Genomic DNA, 17,226 nt, shown 5'->3' with positions numbered 1-17,226 from the left:
TCCGTATGACAACGACTAACACACCAATTAAAACCCATGAACGTGAACTCTTTATGGATGCTTTACGCGGTTTTGCCATCTTGGGAATCTTTGTTGCCAACTTAAATTTTCTGAGCCTCTATCAAGGGTCAGACAAAGCTGTTAGTCCATGGCTTTTACCTGGTTCAGACGACGTAATGAGCTTTTTCCATCATTTGTTTATCGAAGGGAAATTCTATTCTATCTTCAGTTTGCTCTTTGGTTGGGGAATTGCTTTGCAAATTAAACGTGGTTTGGACAAAGGTGCTGATGCCTTACCTACAGTAAAAAGAAGGCTTTTGTTTATGCTTCTGCTTGGTGCAATGCATTTGCTTATTTGGATTGGTGATATTGTGTTTTTCTATGCCTTGTTGGGTTTCCTATTATTGCCGTTTCGCAAATTTTCAAATAAAACATTACTCATCACAGCAGCAATACTTATTCTTTCACCAATTCTATTGTATTGGTTAAAAATGACTTTTCCTGTGCTGAATTATCCGGCCGAATTAATGAATCAAACTGGTACTGAGCTAAGAGAAAAACTAATCGGTATTAATGACGAAGCCTCTCGTAACGATTTTCTGCAACATGCCGGTTGGTTTGATCATCTCAAAAGAAATATTTGTGGCATCTTTTACCGTTATGGCTATTTGTTCTTTGTCAGCAGAATTCCAAAAGTACTGGGCATGTTCCTTATTGGTTATGTAATTGGTCGCTCTGATTTTTACAAGAATTTGGTACAAAATAAAAAAATCGTTTACTGGACTATCGGCCTTGGTCTGCTAATTGGATTACCTGCTAACTATCAATTAGCCCAATACATGTCAGCATCGGGAGATGATTATTTTGATTTAAAAATAAACGGTTGGTATGAAACTATTGCTTATGCACTTGGGGTTGCACCTCTAGCATTAGCCTATGTTGGCATGTTGATGTTAAGCTTTCAAACAACTGTTGGAAATAAAATACTACTTTTAATTTCGCCCGTTGGCAAAATGGCATTCAGCAACTACCTGATGCATTCACTGATCGGCAATTTTGTTTTCCTTGGAGCAGGTTTAGGGTATATGGGTCAGGTTGGCCCAGTATATTTAACCTTTTTTGCTATAGTTGTCTTTGTGTTCCAAATTATTCTCAGCACTATCTGGTTAAAATACTTCCAATACGGACCGATTGAATGGGTTTGGCGTTCGTTAACTTACAACAAAACACAACCAATAAGAGTGAATTCAAATCAATAAATCAAATAGATTTTTATTGTTAGGAGCAGTCGATTTGTCTTTCTAACAACTATTGTCCCGCTGTCCATTATATCTTTTCTTTTGCAAAGAAAAGGATGCCATTCCCATCGGGGCTAGGCTACCAATGTAGCTTTTCTAATTAAAAACTTCCTCGTTCTCGCCATCAAAACTGGCAAAAACCATACTCGGATGCGAATCCTGATGAAAGATATTTCCCTTGCTGTCAATGGCAATGGCTCCGGCAAAACCATCAAAAGGAAGTAATTCTGCAAAGGTTTTTTCAAAAGCTTTTTCTAATGTAAATCCATCAGTAACTCGGGTTACAATTTTGGCTGCTACTGCTCCACTCACGATATCTTCTCCAACACCGGTTAAACTTACACCACAAAATTCATTAGCATAATTCCCGGCCACTGTAGCCGAATCCGATATTCTTCCCGGAATCTCAAAACCTTTTCCTCCGGTTGAAGTAGCAACTGCAATTTTCCCATCATTGTCCAAAGCAACACAACCTACAGTTCCAATTCGGGTGGCAGCCAATTTGGCTTCATATTCGGAACGACGTTGTGGAATTTCAGTAGAAAATTGTTTAAATCCGTGTGCTCTGGCAAAGTTGGTTGCTCCGCTTCCACCCAAAACTTTATCATCATAATTCAATAAAACTTCAGCAACCTGAACCGGATTTTTTACTTCTTCAATATTGATAACGCCACTCATTTTCATAGTAGCACCATCCATCAACGAAGCGCTCATTCTGATTTTTCCATCAGCCTGAATTTGAGAACCAATTCCGGCATTGAACAAAGCATCATCTTCCAAAAGAGAAACTGCATAAACCACCGTTTCCAATGCCGAATGTGATTTCAAATAATCATAAGAATCTTTTACGATACGAAGTAACGCCTGCTGTTTAGCAACTTTAGTTTCATGATTGGTTGATGATTCAGAGAAAAATCCGCCGTGGATGATGATTTTCATTAGATTGCTAGATTGTTAGATAGTTAGATTGTTGGAAATCTATTTTCTAAAAATCCAACAATTTATTAATCTGTTTAAACGTATTGTGACGATTTAATAGTCATTTTAAACGTAGTCAAATCAAAAGTGTCATTGATGCTCATTACATGAGTAACCAAATGATTAATTGATATCGGTTGACCTAATTCTACTTGCGTTAAATTGGTGTCTTTTATTTCTCTTCCATCAACTATGATTACTAATCCGGAACCTATAGCTTCCATTTTTGTATTATGTGTAATCAGTAAACCAGTATCTTCTCCAAGTCCAATTCCAAGTACTTTTGGATTGCCAACAACCGCCTGGAATAATCTTCCTATTCGGCCACGTTGTACAAAATGCGTATCGATTATTACTCCATCAATCAAACCCAAACCACTCGTGATTTTTACTTCGCCTTTCAGCAAAGCTTCAGAACTGCTTCCCTGATAAATCATATTGTTAGAAGCCGCTGCTGCACCGGCAGAAGTTCCGGCATAGACAAAATCTTCGTTATGGTATTTATCCAATAAAATGTCGTGGAATGCTGTTCCGCCAAGAATAGAAGTCAATCGCAACTGATCGCCACCCGTAAACATAACTACATCAGCAGCTTTCAAACGATTCAAAACTTCAGGTTCCGATGCTTGCTCTCGGCGAACAATATCAAGTACATCAACGTTGTCAGCACCGAGATAATGAAGTGCTTTTACGTATTCCGGACCAATTTCTTTTGGAATTTTTGAAGCGGTTGTAATAACTTCTATACGAGAGTTGCCTTTATGTTTAGATTCGTCAATGATTCTTTTTAAAATACCTGCTTCAAAAAAGTTTAAATTCTTTGCTGCACTTTTATCCAAATCCGTCTCAGTGAAACTGCCTTTGTCAACAGCACCGCCAATAATTATAAGTTTTCCTTGTATATTCATGTGGGTAAAAATAGCAAAATCTTACTACTTACAAACCTTTTTTTTACTTTTTTGAAACCATTTATTAACTTACTTATCAAAAAAATAATTTTCCTAATTTATCCTATATTTGCCCAATGGAAATCAATCAGACACGCATCAATAAGTTTCTTTCCGAATCGGGATTTTGCTCCCGTCGTGAAGCCGATAAATTATTGGAAGAAGGACGAATCACCATCAACGGAAAAGTTCCTGAAATGGGGACAAAAGTTTCGATAGATGATGAAGTTCGCGTGGACGGAAAACTGGTTAGAGAAAAAAGAGAAAAACCAATTTATCTGGCGTTCAACAAACCCGTTGGCATTGAATGCACAACAAACCAAAGTGTTCGTGATAATATTGTGGATTATATCAATTATCCAAAGCGAATTTTCCCTATTGGTCGATTGGACAAAGCCAGCGAAGGTTTGATTTTTATGACCGATGATGGCGATATTGTAAATAAAATTTTGCGAGCACGAAACAATCACGAAAAGGAATATGTAGTAACGGTGAACAAGCCAATTACCGATAGATTCATCCAAAAAATGAGCAACGGCGTTCCAATTTTGGATACGGTTACCCGAAAATGTAAAGTGGAACAAGTCAGCAAATTTGTTTTCAAAATCATATTGACACAAGGTTTAAACCGTCAGATTCGCAGAATGTGCGAGTATCTTGATTATGAAGTTACGGCATTGAAAAGAACAAGAATCATCAATATTTCGTTAGATGTTCATGTTGGTCGTTACAGAGAATTAACCGATGATGAAATCAAACAATTGAACAAACTGATTGAACCTTCGAGTAAAACAGAAGAAGCAAGTTTGCCAAAATCTGCAAAAGTAGATTTTGGAAATTCCAAAAATAAAAATTCCAAATTCCAAAATTTAGCTCAAAGAAATAAACGAAATCCTAATTCCTAAATCAAAAATGCTCAAAACGATTCTATACATAGCAATTGGTGGTGCCATCGGAAGTGTGCTTCGTTATCTGACAACCGTTTTTGTTTCCAAATTCTGGTCAAATCAATTTCCGTTAGCAACATTCATCGCTAATATAATTGGCTGTTTCCTGATTGGCTTGTTTATTGGCATTTTGGCAAAAAACAATTTGACTGACAGCCAGCTAAAATGGTTTTTAGTAACCGGATTTTGCGGTGGTTATACTACTTTCTCTACTTTTGGAATGGAAAATTTCAATTTGTTTCAAAACAATAATTCGCTATTGGCATTTGGATACATGGCATTAAGCATTCTTCTCGGACTTTTTGCGGTTTGGTTAGGTCTTTTGCTATCCAAATAAAACTTAAAATCTCCTTAATCTGTACAAACGGTATTTCATTTTTTAGTACATTCGCCACCTATGAATAAAGAAGACATTTTAGCCATTCAAAATTTATTGGCAACGCCTAAAAAAATTGCCATCATTCCACACCGAAGTCCTGACGGAGACGCTATGGGTTCGACCTTGGCTTTGTATCATTTTCTTTTGAAATTAAACCACAAACCAACCGTAATTTCTCCGAATGATTTTCCAAATTTCTTAGCTTGGTTACCAAGTTCAGAAACCGTTTTGATTTATGAAAATGACAAAGAGAATTGCACCAAAATACTGAAAGAAGCTGAACTGGTTTTTACTTTAGATTTTAATGCCTTGCATAGAACCGGTGAAATGGAACAGGTTTTAAACAAACTTTCGGCTCCAATGATTATGATTGATCATCATCAAAAGCCTGATACTTATGCAACGGTTACGTATTCTGATACTACAATTGGTTCGACTTGCGAGATGGTTTATAATCTGATTTCGTTTCTGGATAAAAAAGCATTGCTTGACAAAACCATAGCGACTTGCATTTACACCGGAATCACAACCGATTCGGGTTCATTTCGATTTCCGTCTACAACCAGTACAACACACCGAATTGTTGCCGAGTTAATTGATTTAGGTATTGATAATAGTGAAATTCACAATCTATTGTTTGATGATAATTCAGCCAACAGATTACAGCTTCTTGGAAGAGCTTTGCAAAACATAAAAGTTTTTCCGGAATATAAAACATCTTATATTACGCTTTCGCAAAAAGAATTAGATGAATTTCATTATCAAAAAGGCGATACCGAAGGCGTTGTAAATTATGGTTTGAGTATAAAAGGAATCAATTTTGCAGCGATTTTTATCGAGCATAAAGATGAAAACATCATCAAGATTTCATTCCGTTCACAAGGTAATTTTGATGTGAATAAATTTGCCAGGGAACATTTCAATGGTGGTGGACATGTAAATGCTGCAGGAGGAAAATCGATCGAAAGCATGAAAGCAACTACGAATAAATTTGAAGATTTAATTTCAAAAATAACAATCTAAACGCATGAAAAACCTATCGAGAATACTGTTGCTCTTTATCGTTTTTGTGACTTTTCTAAGTTGCAAACAACAACAAGCCCGAATGCCAATTTCGCGTTCATCGGGAACATTTATGAAAGAATCAGCAGCACGAAATAAAAAACTAATTGCCGGCGAAGAAGGAAAAATCGATTCTATAATTAAGAGCAATCCGAAAATAGAATACCTAGCATCAAAAAAAGGTTATTGGTATCACTATCAAATCAAAAATGAAAAAGACACGCTTCGTCCAAAAAAAGGCGATGTGGCTCAGTTTGATTATGAAATCATGGATTTTAAAGGGAATGTGGTGTATTCAGAAGTTGAATTACGTCCACAAACGTATCATGTAGATAAACAAAATATAATGATGGGATTGCGTGACGGAATCAAGCTGATGCGCAAAAACGAAAAAGTAACTTTCCTTTTCCCGTCTCACATGGCTTATGGTTATCATGGAGATAACAAACTTATCAAGTCAAACGAACCTATCATTTGTACCGTTACTTTGAATGATTTTAAACCAAAAGAAAAAGCAGTACCTCAAGTTAATATTTCAAAAAATGAATAAAAATATTTACCTTCTTTTAGCGATTATTTCTCTTAGTCTTACTTCCTGTAAAGACGAATATAAAGACTTAAAAGATGGCTTATATGCCGAAATAGAAACCTCAAAAGGAAACATTTTACTAGAACTCGAATACCAAAAAGCGCCAACAATGGTAGCTAATTTTGTGACCTTGGCCGAAGGTAAAAACCAATTTGTGTCCAAAGAATTTAAAGGAAAACCTTTTTATGATGGCTTAAAATTTCACCGCGTTATCTCTAAATCAAATGGAGACAATGAAGATTTTATGATTCAGACGGGTGACCCTCTAGGAAATGGTTCGGGTGATGCAGGTTATAAATGCAGAGATGAATTTACCGATTTGCGACATGACAGAGCTGGAGTTTTATCAATGGCTAATTCGGGTCCCAATACCAATAGTAGTCAGTTCTTTATCACTTTGAAAGATACACCGTGGTTAGACGGAAAACATACCGTTTTTGGTTGTGTGGTTGGAGACGGATTGGCTGTAGCCGAGAACATTGTCCAAGACGATTATATTAAAACAGTAAAAATCATTAGAAAAGGTGAAGCAGTAAAGAAATTTGATGCCGTAAAAATCTTTAATGATTATTTCAAAGCTGAAGCGGAAAATCAAAAGAAACAAGCTGCCATTGATGCTGAAAACAAAAAAATCTATGATGCGAAATATAAAATAGTAATAGAACAAAAAGTTTCATATTTCAATGAATTAAAGAAATCGGCAACCAAAACGTCATCCGGATTCAAGTTTAAAATCACTCAAAAATCGAATGGTGATAAACCAAAAGAGGGAGAAACTGTTGCTATAGAATACTCCGGCTTTTTAGAAGACGGAACGCTTTTTGATACGAGCAGCCCAAATGTTGCCAAAGAATTTGGTAAGTTTGACGAACAAAGAGCGATGCAAAACGGATATTCAGCCCTGCCTTATGTAATAGGTTCAAATAGAATGATCCCCGGTTTTATAGAAGGATTAAGTAAATTGAAAAGGGGTGAAAAAGCAGTTTTCTTTATTCCGTTTAATCTTGGTTACGGTGAACAAGGCGCAGGAAATGTGATTCCGCCAAACGCCAATTTGATTTTTGAAGTAGAATTAAAAAAATAAATTATAATCATTAATAAACCATAAGTAATAAATTAATAAATCATGAGTAAAATTAAATTCAACATTCTTCTTTTAGTTTGTATAGGTATGATGAGTGCCACAGCTCAAACCAAAAAGAAACCAGCGGCAAAATCAACTGGACCAAAGTTTACTGTTACAGAAAAAAAATCGGCAACACCTTCAACTGACCAGGGAATATTTGCTGAAATTGAAACGGCAAAAGGAAAAATCCTTATTCAATTAGAATATCAAAAAACTCCGGTAACCGTGGCCAATTTTATTTCGCTTGCCGAAGGAACAAATGCTTCTGTAACCGATGAAAAGCTAAAAGGGAAACCTTTTTATAATGGTTTAAAATTCCACCGGGTAATTGCCGACTTTATGATTCAGGGTGGTGACCCACAAGGTAATGGTTCCGGAGGACCGGGTTATTCGTTCAAAGATGAAATTGTTGCCGAGTTAAAACACAATGGTCCTGGAATTTTATCTATGGCAAATTCAGGTCCAAAAACAAATGGCTCTCAGTTTTTTATAACACACAAAGAAACTCCATGGTTAGACGGAAAGCATACGGTTTTCGGTCATGTAGTAAACGGACAGGATGTTGTAAACGCCATCAAACAAGATGATATAATTAACAAAATCACTATCACCAGAAAAGGTGCTGATGCAAAGAAATTTGATGCTGCAAAAACGTTCGCAGATTATATGGCAAATAAAGCAGCAGATGACGCAAAAGAAGAAGCCATTGCAGCTGAAAATCAAAGAAAACAAATTGAATTAGAAGCGCAAAAAAAATCAGAGTACAATGCTAAATTTGGTGCTGTAATTGCGGCAAAAGCAAAATATTTAAACGAAACTAAAGCAACAGCAACTGAAACTGCCAGTGGTTTAAAATATAAAATCATCAAAACCGGTGCAGGTAAAAAACCGGCTGAAGGCGCAAATGTTTACATTAACTATGCAGGTTATTTAGAAGATGGTAGTCTTTTTGACAGCAGCATGGAAAACGTAAATAAAGAATGTGGTAAATATGATGAAAACAGAGCAAAACAAAACGGTTACCAACCATTTCCATTTCCTTACGGAAAAAAAGACGGTTTAATTCCGGGGTTTATTGAAGCACTAAACCTTATGAATTTTGGAGATACACTTTTGGCTTTCATTCCCTCAAAATTAGGATATGGTGAAAGAGGAGCCGGAAATGTAATTCCACCAAACGCTAATATCATTTTTGAAATTGAACTATTGGAAACACTACCGGCACCAGTGCCAGTTACAAAACAATAATAAACAGAATACAATAAAAAATCCCCGACTTGAAGTTTCAAATCGGGGATTTTTTTTATTTCTTCTTATTGAGAAAAAGATAATAAACCGGAATTCCGATTGCTACAATTCCCAATCCCAAACCAGTGCTCAGCGTGTCATTGATTAACAGCGCTACACAAATCGCTGCGGTTAAAATTATATACAATGCCGGAATTAATGGATAACCAAAAGCTTTGTATGGTCTTTCGGCATTGGGTTCTTTTTTTCTGAGAATGAATATTCCGTAAATGGTGAGAATATAAAAAAGTAAGGATGCAAAAGTAGCATACGTCAACAAAGCGCCATATTTTCCGGATGAACAAAGAATACAAGCCCAAATACATTGAAACCAAAGCGCTTTAGCCGGAACATCGTGTTGGTTTAATTCTCCTGCTCCCTTAAAGAACAAACTGTCTTTAGCCATTGCATAAAACAATCTTCCGCCCGATAATATCAATCCGCTGTTACAACCAAAGGTCGAAATCATAATTAATGCTGCCATAGCAAAAACGCCAATGTTTCCCATTATCATATTGGCTGCAGCAGTACCTACTCTATCCTGAGCAGCAAACATAATTCCGTTATCTGTTACCGAACCTTCAACGGTTCCGTTTAGTGGTAATAAAGCCAAATAAGCAATATTGGCCAAAATATAAATAACGGTGACTATCAATGTCCCCAAAAACAAACTTCTCGGAATATTCTTTTTTGGATCTTTTATTTCTCCGGCAATAAAAGTCACATTATTCCAGGCATCACTCGAAAACAAAGAGTTAATGATTGTAGCACCGATAGCTCCGGCCAAGGCAATACCAGTAAGTTTTGTAACCGTTACGGTTTTAGTTGTTTCATCTAAAACCGTTTTACTTGCTTCCCATGTATTGGTGAAATTATTTGAAAAAGTATCTGTATGGAAACCTATATACAATCCAAAACCAATCAAGGCAAACAGCGCAATCAGCTTGGCTGAAGTAAAAACTAGTTGAATGGTTTTCCCGTTTTTAATTCCTTTGGTGTTGATGTATGTCAATAAAATGATACATAAAATCGCCAAAATCTGGCTGTTTTTAAAAACAAAAAAATCGCCGACCTTGAAAATCTCATCCTGTAAAATTGGGAAGAAAACAGCAGTATAATTGGCGAATGTAACGGCAACTGCCGCAATTACACCGGTTTGAATTACGGTAAAAACCGTCCAGCCATAAAGAAAGGAAGCCAGTTTTCCATACGCACGTTGAATGTATACAAATTGTCCTCCTGCTTTTGGCATCATTCCGGCCAATTCGCCATAGCTTAAAGCTGCTGACATGGTTAGTAATCCTGTTATTACCCATGTGATTAAAATCCATGCTGCTGAACCTAAATCGCGTGCCATATAAACGGTTACGACAAAAATTCCGGAACCTATCATGGAACCCGCGACTATACTTGTCGCATCTATTAATCCTAATGAACGTTGTAAATGGTGTTTAGTTTCTGACATGTTTTGGTTTATTGATTAACTTCAAATATAGGAATTTCAACCAAACCCGAAAGGATAAAAATTTGAATATATGATTGATTTAAAATTATATACATTTGTACTTCAAAAAACCTGACATGAAAAAACTTTTTTTTGCAATAGTTATCTTCTTTTATTCAAATACTTCCTTTTCACAATGCTGGAAAGCTGTTTCTGCTGGCTATGATCAAATATTAGCCATTGCCAATGACGGAACACTATGGTCATGGGGCAATAACCGTTATGGTGAATTGGGCATTGGTACCATTGTGAATTCGAGTACACCAGTTCAGGTGGGTACTGATAATGACTGGGAAGCTATTTCTGCAGGCCAAGGACCAAAAACCTTTAACCTCGCTCAAAAAGAAAATGGTAGTCTTTGGTCATGGGGAAGAAATATTGCCGGACAACTAGGGGATGGAACTTTTGTAGATAAATTAACTCCGGTCCCAGTCGGTACAGATACAGATTGGATAAGCTTTTCAGCAGGTTATGGACACGCAATAGCTGTCAAATCAAATGGTACATGTTGGTCTTGGGGAGAAAGCAATCTCTATGCATTGGGAAATACTGTATCCTATGGCGGACCTTTTGACCGAAATGTCCCTGCTCAGGTTGGCACAGATACAAACTGGGTAAAAGTATCCGCTGGAGATGCATTTTCTTTAGCACTCAAATCTAACGGTACTATATGGGGTTGGGGTACTGACTCCGGAAGTCCAATTGGAGTTACTTCACCATACTCAAGTATCCAATATCCAACGATACGTGACACTCCAAATACAGGCGTTGCTTCGATGTCTGCAGGCGGAACCCATAGCTTTGATGTTAAACAAACTACTAGTCAGATTATTCCTTGGGGTAGCAATACTTATGGTCAGCGTGGTGGTACTTATTGTGCTGGTTGCCCAAGTTATTATGTTAAGAGCATAGACTGCGGAGATGATACTACCGCAATTATAAAAACAGATGGTACTTTGTGGTTTTGCGGTAAAAAATTAGGATATCCTAATGGACTGATATCCCCTACCACTTCATTCACTCAAATGGGAACAGCATCTAACTGGAAAATGGTCTCAGTTGGATATTCCTGTGGAGCGGCACTTACCAATGATAACAGAATATATACTTGGGGATGGAATAGTTATGGACAACTTGGAAATGGTACTTCAGGACTAGCTACGAGTTCAGAAAGTTTGGTTTTTGTGACTTGTCCATCACAATTATCGCAAGCGCAATCCAATCTAGACGCATTTACAATTTATCCAAGTCCAGTTGAAAATACCCTTTTTATACAAAACGGGCAAAATTTGATGATTCAATCTATAACTGTTTATGACATTACAGGTAAAACATTGTTGTCAAGTAACTATAATTTTAATTCAATTGACGTCAGCCAGTTGCAAAAAGGTATTTATATCTTAAATATAAATGCGGACAGTTTTTCGCAACGGTTGAAATTCATTAAAAATTAAGCAGTTCAAGTACTAAAGCTTTTTAGCTTCATTCCAGAAAACGTCCATTTCCGCTAAGGTCATATCCATTAATGGCTTTCCGAGTTCGCTGGCTTTGCTTTCGAGATATATGAATCGCTTCATGAATTTTTTATTGGTGCGTTCTAGAGCATCTTCAGGATTTACTTTTAGAAATCGGGCGTAATTAATCATCGAGAATAAAACATCGCCAAACTCTGCTTCTATCTTGTCTTGATTGCCAACTTTGACTTCTTCCTGCAACTCCTGTAACTCTTCCTGCACTTTGTCCCAAACCTGATGTGGTTCTTCCCAATCAAAGCCAACACCTTTTACTTTATCCTGTATTCGGCTTGCTTTTACCAATGCCGGTAAACTTTTCGGAACACCTTCTAATACTGATTTTTTCCCTTCTTTAAGTTTTAGTTTTTCCCAGTTTTGCTTTACTTCTTCTTCATCGGCAACGACAACATCGCCGTAAATATGAGGATGCCTATGGATTAACTTATCACAAATATCATTGCACACATCAGCCATATCAAAATCATTGGTTTCGCTTCCTATCTTGGCGTAAAATACTATGTGCAATAACAAGTCGCCAAGCTCTTTTTTGATTTCGGGCAAATCGTTATTTAAAATCGCATCGCCTAATTCATAAGTTTCTTCGATGGTAAGATGACGCAGACTTTCGAGTGTTTGCTTTTTATCCCACGGACATTTTTCACGCAAATCATCCATAATATCAAGTAATCTGTTGAAAGCTTCGAGTTGCTGTTGACGTGTGTTCATTTATTATTTTTAAATTATAAATTAGCATTTATGATTTTATCAAACTCTATTTTCTATCATTCATCATATAGTAAAAATAAAAAATCCTATCACTGAAATTCAGCAATAGGATTTATATTTATTAGAAAGTAATTAACTATTTTTTGGCTTTAGACTTAGCTGCTTTTTCGGCTTTTACTTCTTCTACTACTTGTTCTTTTACTGTTTCGGCATCTTCTATTTTAGGTTCTTCTTTTGAAACCATTCCTTTAGATTGAAGAATATTGTACCAGTTCAATAATTTTTTAATGTCAGAAGCATAAACTCTGTCTTCGTCATAATCCGGTAAAATTTCCTGAAAATAAGCTATTAATTTAGCATTATCATCTTTATGTGAAACGGCTGTTGGGCCTTCATTTTCTTTGATTGCAATAGCTCGCATAATTTCTACCAACGGCTTTTCTGCGCTATAAGTATACATTGATATTTCCGAAAGCAAACTAACATTACTTCTCAACCCAACTGTAATCTTCTTTCCGTCTAGTAATGATTCCGCTAAAAAGCCTGAACGTGTTTGTAATTTCAATTCAAACAATCCTGGTTTTCCGGCAATGGCTAATATTTTTTCTAAGTTCATTTTTAAATTTTAATTAAGGGCACAAATATATATAATTCAAATTCCAAATATCAAATTCCAAATTCCAAAAAGATACGTTTTATTGGAATTTGGGATTTAAAAAATTGGAATTTCTTAGTTTCTTCCTTTTTTATTGGCGAATTTCATTCTGTAATCAGGGAAAGCTTTACCGTCCATGATGTTTTGCAACTTCTTTTTAATCAGTGTCTTTTTCAGTGTCGAAATTTTATCGGTGAACAAAACTCCTTCGATATGATCGTATTCATGTTGGATAACGCGAGCGATTAATCCATCAAAAACTTCTGTTTTTTTATTGAAATTTTCATCACAATATTCGATAGTAATTCTTTCGTTGCGGTAAACATCTTCGCGAACATCGGGAATACTTAAACAACCTTCATTAAATCCCCATTCTTCACCATCTTCGAGAAGCATTTTGGCGTTGATGAAAGTTCTTTTGAAATTTTTAAGTTGCAACTGTTCCTCACTTGTCAAATTATCGTTATCACTAAAAGGTTCAGTATCGACAATAAACAAACGAATTGGCAAACCCACTTGTGGCGCAGCTAATCCAACACCAAAAGCGTTGTACATTGTGTCGTACATATTATCAATAATAGCTTTCAGATTAGGATAATCGGGAGAAATTTCTTCTCCAACTTGTCGCAAAACCGGTTCGCCATAACCGTAAATAGGAATAATCATTTTTGATTTTTTTTTTGCAAAAATAGGGAAATTAAATCATTTTTCTTGTCAAATAATCCTGAAGCAAAATGGTGGCGGCAATTTCGTCAACCAATCCTTTATTCTGACGCTGTTTCTTTTTTAGTCCACTATCAATCATGGTTTGAAAAGCCATTTTTGAAGTAAAGCGTTCATCAACACGTTCCATCTTCATTTCGGGAAAAGCGGTTTTAAAATTGGCTACAAATTTTTCGATAATCGGAGTACTTTCGGATGGTTCGCCATTCATTTGCTTTGGCTCGCCGATAATTACTTTGGCAACATTCTCTTTTGAAAAATACGCAGTCAAAAAAGCAATCGCAGTTTCTGATGGAATCGTTGTCAAACCGGAGGCAATGATTTGCAGCTCATCGGTAACGGCAATTCCGGTGCGTTTTATTCCATAATCGATTGAGAGAATTCTTGCCATTTGTTTTATTTAATCGCTTCAAATCTTGCTAATGGAGCTTTTCTTTTGCCAAAGAAAGTCAATGTTTCATTATCGAGCAAATAACTGTTGGTCTTTTCTAGCAACGCGAAAAACTGTGTTTCTAAAGTCATGTTTGGGCAAGCCATTTTAGTGGCAGCTACTTCAGAAAAAGACAAAGTATAGGCTGAAGGCATGACATAATTTCCCATCATACTATTGCAACCGGCATAAGCTGTGAATCTTCCGTCTTTAGAATTTAGTTTAATGAAGTAAGGTTTATTCCCATTTTGAGTTACCACTTTTTGATTTAACACAACCAACTTCCATTTGGTTTCGGCTAACGTATACTTGCCAACAGCAGGATTTACCTTTTTAATCACCGTTGTAGCTTCCATTTTGTTATTTAAATTAACCGTTGCATGCTTTTTTTCTTCGGCTGTTTCTATAGTTGCAGTATCTGTTGGTTGCTTTGCCAATATGTATTCACTCGCCAAATCACCTGTTATTTTTTTACCTGAAATGTCGAGTTGTGTTAATTTATTTTCACCCACTAAATATTGATTGGGTGCATTTTTGACATCGGTTAAAACAATAATGTTTCCTGCTTTATTCCAAATAAAATTTCCTTTTAACTCAAAGATTTTATCTCCTTTCCCTTCGTATTTTGTTTTAATACAAAAAGTACCATTTTCATTGATAGCAATTTCGGTATCCAAACCCTGGCAATCGGCACAAGGCAGAATTCCTTTGTAAATCCCAATATAATCTAAAGAATTTTTAGCATTATGAGCATTAGAAACAGCGTTCTTTATCGAATCGGCTTTTAAATCAGCTTCATCTTTTGATTGTTGCTGACAGCTAACGACAAATGCTAACACAAAAAGTAAGGTAATTTTTTTCATAGAGAGAGAATTAAGCATCAAAAATATCAAATGAATTCATAAGTTAAAGTTAAATAAAATTCAATTTTAACAATCGTCTAAAAAAAGTATCTTTGCACACTCAAGTCTCGTATTAAAGAAGAGGCGAACTACACAAAGTAAAACTCAAAAATCATGACGCAACTACAATCCATTATTGAAAAAGCTTGGGATAACCGAGAATTATTAAAAGAAGAAACAACCCTAAAAACCATTCGTGAAGTCATTGCATTACTCGATGCCGGAACATTACGTGTTGCTGAACCAACAGCTGAAGGTTGGCAGGTGAACGAATGGGTAAAAAAAGCGGTTGTAATGTATTTTCCAATTCAGAAAATGGAAACCTGGGAAGCCGGAATTTTTGAGTATCACGATAAAATGTTGTTAAAAACCGGTTATGCCGAAAAAGGAATTCGTGTGGTTCCACCAGCCACGGCTCGTTATGGCGCTTACATTTCTAAAGGTGTGATTTTGATGCCGAGTTATGTAAACATTGGTGCTTATGTTGACGAAGGTACTATGGTCGATACTTGGGCAACGGTTGGAAGTTGTGCGCAAATTGGTAAGGATGTACACTTATCAGGTGGCGTTGGAATTGGTGGTGTTTTAGAACCATTGCAAGCTGCTCCTGTTATTATCGAAGATGGTGCTTTTATTGGTTCACGCTGCATTGTTGTTGAAGGTGTTCGTGTTGAAAAAGAAGCGGTTCTTGGTGCTAATGTTTGTCTGACTGCATCCACAAAAATTATTGATGTGACCGGAGACGAACCAAAAGAATACAAAGGATTTGTTCCTGCGCGTTCAGTTGTAATTCCGGGAAGTTATACAAAGAAATTTGCTGCCGGCGATTTTCAGGTGCCATGCGCTTTGATTATTGGAACCAGAAAACCATCGACAGATTTGAAAACATCGCTTAACAATGCGTTAAGAGAATATGATGTAGCGGTTTAATCGCGTAAGGATTTATAAAATGAAATCTATGAACTAATTGCTGGTGTAGCGAGTTCATAGATTTTTATTATTAGAATGCCATTCCCTTTTTTTAATTTCAATATTTAATTTGTTTCCTTCGAATTATTGATGAAGTTTTCTTTAATCAAAGATTTAAGTCTTTGCGTATTATAAATTTCAAGAATTATATTTCTATTGTGTGTTTGTGATTGTATGTCTAAAGGTTGGTCGATATCCGTTTGAGAAATAGATTCCAGTTTAAATAGTCTTAAATTAAGTTTTTCTGCCCATAAATAGACAGGATTGCTTTCGGCAAGAAAGACTTTAGCACCAAGATATAATGAAATTAAAATATTCCCTAAAGCTTCTTGACGAAAGTTTCCATAAATAGCGATGTCAAAACTTAACATTAATTGATTGTAATCTTCCAACGGAAGAAAATCATCTAATGCTTTGAAATTATCTCCAAAATATTCTAAGCCTTTTCTTTTTACACTCTCTTTATATTCCTTTGTCCCTGAATAACTTAACGGAACATATATATTTCTATTGTCTAAATTCAGTTTCGATAAAAATCTCATGGCATATTCATGATTGTTAGTAACAGAAGCAGAATTACCAATTTGAATATTATTCCCTTTTACCTTTTTTTGCATTAAATCAGAACCTAATATACTTTCAATTGGGTAATAGAAAAATTCTTTCCATTGAATATTTTTAAGCCTTGGATAATACTTTAACAGCATTTCATAATCATTTTTTGTAGCATCTGTTACAACATAATTAATACGATTGGAAATGAAATTTTCTATTTTTATAATTTTAAATTTTCCAATTAATTTATCAAAGAAGTTTCTAATAAATGACTTTGTATTTTTATGATAAGAACTTTGTTTATCATATAATTCAAAACCTTTTGGATATAGCAATTTATTATATAAATCATTACCCCAAATAATCCAGTAAATAGGTGTTTTTTTATTAATGTTTTTGTTTACAAATCTGATTTTTCTGGAGTTTAGAAAATGTATAATCACAGATGAAAACTCTGTATTACCATATTTTTTTTCAAAATCTTTAAAAAGAATTACATTTTCCTGATTATGGACATGCTTTAGTTTATGCCTCGTAAATACAACAAATAAATTATCTTTAGGTGCAGCCTCTTCGAAAATAGCAATGGTTCTATTTATTATTTTCTCGTCGTGTACTAAATGTAATATCATTTG

Annotated in this window: 18 protein-coding genes; 9 read left to right on the top strand and 9 right to left on the bottom strand. The window is 35.6% G+C overall.

The genetic code is table 11. The annotated features are described in order from the left end of the window. Positions 1-5: 5 nt before the first annotated feature. Complete coding sequence (locus L1S35_RS10240) at positions 6-1,259, top strand: DUF418 domain-containing protein (protein WP_236400317.1); 1,254 nt, start codon at positions 6-8, stop codon at positions 1,257-1,259. 135 nt (positions 1,260-1,394) lie between these two features. Here L1S35_RS10240 and L1S35_RS10235 read toward each other — a convergent pair whose 3' ends face one another. Next, entirely contained in the window at positions 1,395-2,237 is an 843-nt protein-coding gene (locus L1S35_RS10235; RefSeq protein WP_236400315.1) for an isoaspartyl peptidase/L-asparaginase, read from the bottom strand. A 74-nt stretch (positions 2,238-2,311) separates the two neighbouring features. Further along, positions 2,312-3,184: a cyanophycinase gene (locus L1S35_RS10230; protein ID WP_236400313.1), complete on the bottom strand. Its 873-nt coding sequence runs from the start codon at positions 3,182-3,184 to the stop codon at positions 2,312-2,314. Positions 3,185-3,300: 116 nt separating this feature from the next. On the opposite strand from L1S35_RS10230, the gene rluF reads away from it, so the two are divergent. From rluF to L1S35_RS10200, 6 genes are read left to right on the top strand one after another with little or no spacing between them, the layout of a single operon-like run. Further along, positions 3,301-4,128 (top strand): 23S rRNA pseudouridine(2604) synthase RluF, encoded by an 828-nt coding sequence (gene rluF / locus L1S35_RS10225; protein WP_236400311.1) that lies wholly within the window; start codon positions 3,301-3,303, stop codon positions 4,126-4,128. A gap of 7 nt (positions 4,129-4,135) precedes the next feature. Next, positions 4,136-4,507: a fluoride efflux transporter CrcB gene (crcB, locus tag L1S35_RS10220; protein ID WP_236400309.1), complete on the top strand. Its 372-nt coding sequence runs from the start codon at positions 4,136-4,138 to the stop codon at positions 4,505-4,507. Positions 4,508-4,567: 60 nt separating this feature from the next. After that, entirely contained in the window at positions 4,568-5,572 is a 1,005-nt protein-coding gene (locus L1S35_RS10215) for a DHH family phosphoesterase (protein WP_236400307.1), read from the top strand. A gap of 4 nt (positions 5,573-5,576) precedes the next feature. Further along, complete coding sequence (gene gldI, locus L1S35_RS10210; protein ID WP_236400305.1) at positions 5,577-6,161, top strand: gliding motility-associated peptidyl-prolyl isomerase GldI; 585 nt, start codon at positions 5,577-5,579, stop codon at positions 6,159-6,161. Beyond that, a complete protein-coding gene (locus L1S35_RS10205; protein WP_236400303.1) occupies positions 6,154-7,284 on the top strand; it encodes a peptidylprolyl isomerase in 1,131 nt (376 codons plus the stop codon). Before gldI ends, L1S35_RS10205 begins: the two co-directional genes overlap by 8 nt. A 51-nt stretch (positions 7,285-7,335) precedes the next feature. After that, the gene (locus tag L1S35_RS10200) at positions 7,336-8,574 is read left to right on the top strand and encodes a peptidylprolyl isomerase (protein ID WP_236400343.1); all 1,239 of its coding nucleotides are present in this window, start codon (positions 7,336-7,338) and stop codon (positions 8,572-8,574) included. Positions 8,575-8,629: 55 nt separating this feature from the next. On the opposite strand, the gene L1S35_RS10195 is transcribed toward L1S35_RS10200, so the two are convergent. Further along, positions 8,630-10,078 (bottom strand): APC family permease, encoded by a 1,449-nt coding sequence (locus L1S35_RS10195; RefSeq protein ID WP_236400301.1) that lies wholly within the window; start codon positions 10,076-10,078, stop codon positions 8,630-8,632. Between the two features lie 116 nt (positions 10,079-10,194). On the opposite strand from L1S35_RS10195, the gene L1S35_RS10190 reads away from it, so the two are divergent. Continuing rightward, positions 10,195-11,571, top strand: coding sequence for a T9SS type A sorting domain-containing protein (locus L1S35_RS10190; protein ID WP_236400299.1), 1,377 nt, complete (start codon positions 10,195-10,197; stop codon positions 11,569-11,571). 12 nt (positions 11,572-11,583) lie between these two features. Here the strand turns inward: L1S35_RS10190 and mazG are convergent, their stop codons facing one another. The 5 genes from mazG to L1S35_RS10165 all read right to left on the bottom strand — a co-directional run bounded on the left by mazG (position 11,584) and on the right by L1S35_RS10165 (position 15,028). Beyond that, complete coding sequence (mazG, locus tag L1S35_RS10185; protein WP_236400297.1) at positions 11,584-12,357, bottom strand: nucleoside triphosphate pyrophosphohydrolase; 774 nt, start codon at positions 12,355-12,357, stop codon at positions 11,584-11,586. Positions 12,358-12,493: 136 nt separating this feature from the next. After that, on the bottom strand, positions 12,494-12,973 hold the full coding sequence (locus tag L1S35_RS10180; protein WP_236400295.1) for a DUF5606 family protein: 480 nt from the start codon (positions 12,971-12,973) through the stop codon (positions 12,494-12,496). Between the two features lie 114 nt (positions 12,974-13,087). Continuing rightward, positions 13,088-13,678 carry a peptide deformylase gene (gene def, locus L1S35_RS10175; RefSeq protein WP_236400293.1) on the bottom strand — a complete coding sequence of 197 codons (591 nt, stop codon included), beginning with the start codon at positions 13,676-13,678 and terminating at the stop codon, positions 13,088-13,090. A gap of 31 nt (positions 13,679-13,709) precedes the next feature. Then, on the bottom strand, positions 13,710-14,126 hold the full coding sequence (ruvX, locus tag L1S35_RS10170) for a Holliday junction resolvase RuvX (protein WP_236400291.1): 417 nt from the start codon (positions 14,124-14,126) through the stop codon (positions 13,710-13,712). 5 nt (positions 14,127-14,131) lie between these two features. Beyond that, complete coding sequence (locus L1S35_RS10165; protein ID WP_236400289.1) at positions 14,132-15,028, bottom strand: copper resistance protein NlpE N-terminal domain-containing protein; 897 nt, start codon at positions 15,026-15,028, stop codon at positions 14,132-14,134. Between the two features lie 153 nt (positions 15,029-15,181). Between L1S35_RS10165 and L1S35_RS10160 the strand changes: the two genes are divergently transcribed. Then, positions 15,182-15,997, top strand: coding sequence for a 2,3,4,5-tetrahydropyridine-2,6-dicarboxylate N-succinyltransferase (locus L1S35_RS10160; RefSeq protein ID WP_236400287.1), 816 nt, complete (start codon positions 15,182-15,184; stop codon positions 15,995-15,997). A 104-nt stretch (positions 15,998-16,101) separates the two neighbouring features. Here L1S35_RS10160 and L1S35_RS10155 read toward each other — a convergent pair whose 3' ends face one another. After that, a complete protein-coding gene (locus tag L1S35_RS10155) occupies positions 16,102-17,223 on the bottom strand; it encodes a TDP-N-acetylfucosamine:lipid II N-acetylfucosaminyltransferase family protein (protein ID WP_236400285.1) in 1,122 nt (373 codons plus the stop codon). Positions 17,224-17,226: the final 3 nt, after the last annotated feature.

The sequence above is a fragment of the Flavobacterium anseongense genome, from assembly GCF_021608185.1.
GTDB classification, from domain to species: Bacteria; Bacteroidota; Bacteroidia; order Flavobacteriales; family Flavobacteriaceae; genus Flavobacterium; species Flavobacterium anseongense.
The sequence above is the reverse complement of the archived record's forward strand: the minus strand, read 5'-3'. Positions and strand labels throughout refer to the sequence as shown.